We start from the raw sequence: 4,954 nt of genomic DNA on the forward strand, positions 1-4,954 counted from the left end.
CTGAAATGAGTCGAACAGTCACAGTCGAGTTACCCGAATGATTATTTTTATTATGGCGGAGAATAACACCCCCGTCACTCAAAACCGCTTCAACATCTTCTGACATACTTTTAGTTTGTAGTTTGCTCATAATATATTCTTATTCATATAACAATATAAGTGTTTTGATAAACAAATTAGTAATTGACTAACAACATAATACTGGCAAACAGCGAACCACTCACAAATCCAAGAGCGTGCCCAAACGAACCAAGATTAAATTGTAAGTTCACTATCATCATATATGTTGGATATCCAACAATAAGAAGTGAATTACATAATAACAAAACACGCTGTAAACTCAATGGATTTAATGAACCAGAATTTGTAACTAAAGATACAAGCTGAATACCATATAACGAAAACATAACAGCACTAATACCAATAACATACCCGAACTCATAACCTAACGAAACAGTTGTTACATATGCAATACTATTAACTATTGAACCAAGCACAACAGCGTAAATAAAAATACTCGAATATGAATTAAACAGTTGAAACTCTTTTGGAGAGAAATACAATCGATAAATGAGTAACCCTAACAAATTATTTCCTAAATGTTGAACTGAACTATGTGACCAAATTGCTGTAACGACAGACACATCAAATCCACCAGTGTATGCTAACAACGATATATATGATTCTGCCGTTAGCCAAAATTGAGCTACCCCAATAACACTAACAAACACAATAAGAATATCAACAGGATAAAACGATATATGTGACACTATGTTACCAGACTTATAATTCGAACTGTTAGAATTGATGGACATAATATCACTTTATATTGATTATACTATATCAATATCTATTCAACCCTTAAAGTGTTTGCCAAAATAACATATACTTATTATAGTTATTATAGTTAACAAATATTGATACTCATATTATTTAGCAAAAGATATTGCTTCTACATACAGAAAAAGGATGCTTCTACTATAGAAAATACAGAACTATTCTTCAGTAAATAAATTATCAGTATCTGTAACCCACATATCTGGATTTGTTTGCGTTACTACTTTCTTATCTGTATTATACTCAAATTTATCATTTGTAATATCTTCAATACTTTTTGCCACTCGCTTTGCAGTCATATATTCAATATCTTCATCAAGAATACTGGTTAAGTATTTTCGTATATCAGTCACTTTAACACTCTTTCCTGCCGCCGTGTTCTTTGAGATTTCATCCCATTTTTGTAACAATTTAATTGCTCGCTGTTTATTCTTCGTTTTTGAGATTGCACTATCAGACCAACTAAACAAAATCACTTGCTCAGCTGGACTCAAAGATGCTTCAACACTCAAATCTCTTTCATTCAACTGTGATTTAACAACATCTTGTCGAAATTCTTTGAGACTCTCAACATCCTCTTCTTTATCCTCAATGTCAGAAATTAAATGAGATATTTGAGAACTTTTTATATCTATCTGTTTTTGCAAATCTGTAATTATTTCTGACTGCTCAGAAACAATACCTTCAAGTTTTTCTAACCGAGTTTCAAGCGAAGCGGTAGATGAGTCATCGTTCATACACTATAGTATGTGATTGAACCTTATTAACTTTTCTACTAACATCATTTGTTACTATGTGAATAATATAAAAACTAATTCACATATAATTAATAAGTATTAACTACTATAACCCCCAAATACTAACAATAATATAAAACATACTATACTATTCTATTAAAAAATAAATGTTAGTTTTTGCAAAAAAATTCACAATATGTCTTATATGTTACTCAAAAAAGAGATAACATCATATCTACTTCCATCTTCAACCAAGATTTTCCTAGAAGAATTATTTTCAATATTAAATACATCAGCATGAATCTTAATAATATAATAAATTTCATCATTAACTGTTACAGTAATCTCATCTGCAACGGCAGTAGATGTATCAATAACAGTTATATTTTGTTCTTTTAACTTGTTTGCTAAAATGTAATCGATTTGTGTAACAGACATGTATTGTATAATGAACTACTAATATAAAAACATTATTATATTATTCAATCAACCACTTTCTTTGTATATTTTTAACTTCAAGAACACTATAATACAAAACAAATCCTAATATAAACCCGAAGATATGACTAAAATGTGCAATAGATGAGTTTACAAGGCTTGTTGTAACTTCAAGATAAATGCTATATATTACAATACTTACAGATATAATTGAGAAATATATTTGTTGCGTATCAAACAAGCGGTTTCTCCGTCGAATACTCAACAGAACAGCATCATACTGTATTGCGAAATGATATCCCAACAACCCAAAAATACCGCCACTAGCTCCGATAACATTAATTGATTTACCAAGTAATAGTGAATAATATAGAAATGTAATTGAATTAACAACCATACTAAACACAATAAAGATACCAATAAATTTTTTAACCGAAATAGAGATATCTAATTGATATAGTGTATAAAACAGCACTAATACATATATGTTACCAACTAAATGTGACAATCCATAATGACTTATCGAAGAAAAGAATAACTCCAACATACTATTACCATTAAATAAGAATGCGTTTCTCCACAGTTCTGTGCCAATTGAAACACCAAGTTTGAGTGCAAACAAATACTGCACAATATAAAACCAACTACACAAAAGCAATATTAATATTGGGATATGTTTATTTGAATTCATAGTGTGTTAAATAATTCGGATACTGTTAAATCAACCGTTCGACAACACGCACATACAATCTGATACTGTTCGATTAACTTACAGGTAACTGTCATAAGTATACCTAATTAGTTCTATCGTTAAATAGTTTAGGAGTTAACACGATGTATCTAAAAAATATCTTAAATGTATTTTTCTAGCTCTTATTTAGTCTGAATAGTATTTGGCATATCTGTTTCTCCAAAGACAGCAACAATACTATCATAGACGAAATCGCCAATTGTTTTTGTGAAAGTCATATAACAACAATATAGTTACTACCTTAAAGGTTTGATGGATAATATTACTATATATTATACATAGTATAACATAGTATAGTGAAAAAATTGTATGGTAGGAACTATTGTAGTTGATAAAAAGTATGGAAAAACTAATTTTAGAAGGCAGCGTGGAAACCGTAAGCAAAGATAATACCAAAGATGACAGTAATCATTGCACAAAGTCCATACATCATTCGACGCTTTCGTTGTTCATAATCTCTTCCTCGACCATAGATTGAAGTTGTCTTGTAGGTCATACTAATACTATATGACTCTATGCCTAAAGGTTTAATGGAAAAAATCACTCACTATGTTAGTAGTATGAGTTCATTAGTTCTATTTTCTGAAGTTTATTTCATTCAGTCAACACAAGAAGGCGTATTCACAATCTTACCTACTAATATACAAAATTTTCTGCTACTTATTCGAGATGAATGTATACCATCGTAGATAATACACAAATATTTGCGTGTATACGACATTATACTTTAAAACTGTGTATCCAACAGGACTAGTATCTATTTGGTTTACTTGTGCCTCTAACAATTCAATCGCATCATCGACTGAAACAATATCATCCGTATTATACAACCGAGTAACTATCTGTTGTAAATACTCTACATACTGTGGATACTGTGTAAATACATTTGGAATATCTGATAGAATAGATTGATATATTTTATTATACGAAGTATCCATCCGCTTGCCAAAAGTAATGCTTGAAGACATAAAATCACCAGAAGCGTCTGATTGTGTTGGTCGTTGTGGAGTTGAAAGACTACCTGAAGAAGAATCAACTTTGAACTTACTTGAATCTGTCCGCTTTTGATAGTCTAATAATGTGCGAAGTGTTGCTATTCCAGCATACAAAACTAGAACATATATTGGTGAAATCGAGGAAAGCTCAATTTGCTCTCGCATTAACGAATCAAAACTATCTAATTGGTTTTGTTTCCCATCTAATGCATCTTTATCGAAATCTGTAATGTTAATTACATACCGACCAAGAAGATATTGTAAATCGGCAAGTGTATATTCGTGTTCTTGCGAATAAAAATATTGAACTACCGTATACACAAAGTCTTCAAAGTCTTCATTTTTACCAGAGACTGGCGAACTATCTACTAATAAGTTAGCTTGATGCATTGGTTTATGTTCTTCATATAATTCTTTTGTTTCATCTGGTGCTTCATTAGTAACTGCAAAAATATCTAATGAACGCAATTCTAAAGTCATCTCTAATAAATCATCTTTGATGACTAACTTATTCATAGTTTCAATATTAATATCTAACATTATATATCACTTGCAGATTGCAGTTCGTTTTTAGTTTTATATACTGAGGCAAACAGAACACTCATATGTGTTTTTGGATGGTCAAACTCTTGATATACAGCTTGCAATTCTGGTATTTGCATTGCGCCATCTTCTGAGAGATACGATTCACATTCATATAATACATCTTCAATCGAATACCCTTGTTCAGAAGACATAACTGTAGTAAAGACACTATCCATAAATTGTAAGAAAGCCTCATCAGGAGTAATAATATTATTTACCATCTGTGATTCAAAGATATCTTTATTATCTCGAATTGGTGTTCCTGTTCCAACATTAAAATCATCTACATCAATTAATTGGTCAATTGGAGGCACATAATTAATAACCGTTAAACTATCAACTTCTCTATCAGATTCTGAACCAAACATATCTGGCTGTGTTTGTTCTCTATAGTTCTTGTGAGTTTCAGTAAATACCTTTGCTGCAATAAACAAACAATGATAAAAAATGTTTGCATTAAGATTCTCATTTGAAAGTTTTTCTTGTATTTCAGCATCAATTTCAGGAAACGAAACCATATAACTCCCTGTTGTATCAGCATCAAATACAGACTTCTCTTCAACTTTATTGCTAAGATATGCTTCAACATCAGACATAGTATATATCCCTTC

The 4,954-nt window shown here is 30.7% G+C and carries 7 protein-coding genes; all 7 read right to left on the bottom strand.

All coding sequences use genetic code 11. From position 1 onward, the window contains the following. Nucleotides 1-176: 176 nt before the first annotated feature. Nucleotides 177-815: a rhomboid family intramembrane serine protease gene (locus QZ276_RS07570; protein WP_292486787.1), complete on the bottom strand. Its 639-nt coding sequence runs from the start codon at nucleotides 813-815 to the stop codon at nucleotides 177-179. A 180-nt stretch (nucleotides 816-995) separates the two neighbouring features. Then, nucleotides 996-1,574: a hypothetical protein gene (locus QZ276_RS07575; protein ID WP_292486788.1), complete on the bottom strand. Its 579-nt coding sequence runs from the start codon at nucleotides 1,572-1,574 to the stop codon at nucleotides 996-998. A gap of 201 nt (nucleotides 1,575-1,775) precedes the next feature. Further along, a complete protein-coding gene (locus QZ276_RS07580; RefSeq protein ID WP_292486790.1) occupies nucleotides 1,776-2,012 on the bottom strand; it encodes a hypothetical protein in 237 nt (78 codons plus the stop codon). A gap of 40 nt (nucleotides 2,013-2,052) precedes the next feature. After that, nucleotides 2,053-2,703, bottom strand: coding sequence for a rhomboid family intramembrane serine protease (locus QZ276_RS07585; protein WP_292486792.1), 651 nt, complete (start codon nucleotides 2,701-2,703; stop codon nucleotides 2,053-2,055). 415 nt (nucleotides 2,704-3,118) lie between these two features. Next, entirely contained in the window at nucleotides 3,119-3,259 is a 141-nt protein-coding gene (locus QZ276_RS07590) for a hypothetical protein (RefSeq protein ID WP_292486794.1), read from the bottom strand. Between the two features lie 160 nt (nucleotides 3,260-3,419). Continuing rightward, nucleotides 3,420-4,298, bottom strand: coding sequence for a hypothetical protein (locus QZ276_RS07595; protein ID WP_292486796.1), 879 nt, complete (start codon nucleotides 4,296-4,298; stop codon nucleotides 3,420-3,422). Continuing rightward, the coding region (locus tag QZ276_RS07600; RefSeq protein WP_292486797.1) for a hypothetical protein at nucleotides 4,298-4,954 on the bottom strand (657 nt) is incomplete at its 5' end. The genes QZ276_RS07600 and QZ276_RS07595, both read right to left, overlap by 1 nt.

The organism is Methanohalobium sp. (genome assembly GCF_018609725.1).
Lineage (GTDB): Archaea > Halobacteriota > Methanosarcinia > Methanosarcinales > Methanosarcinaceae > Methanohalobium.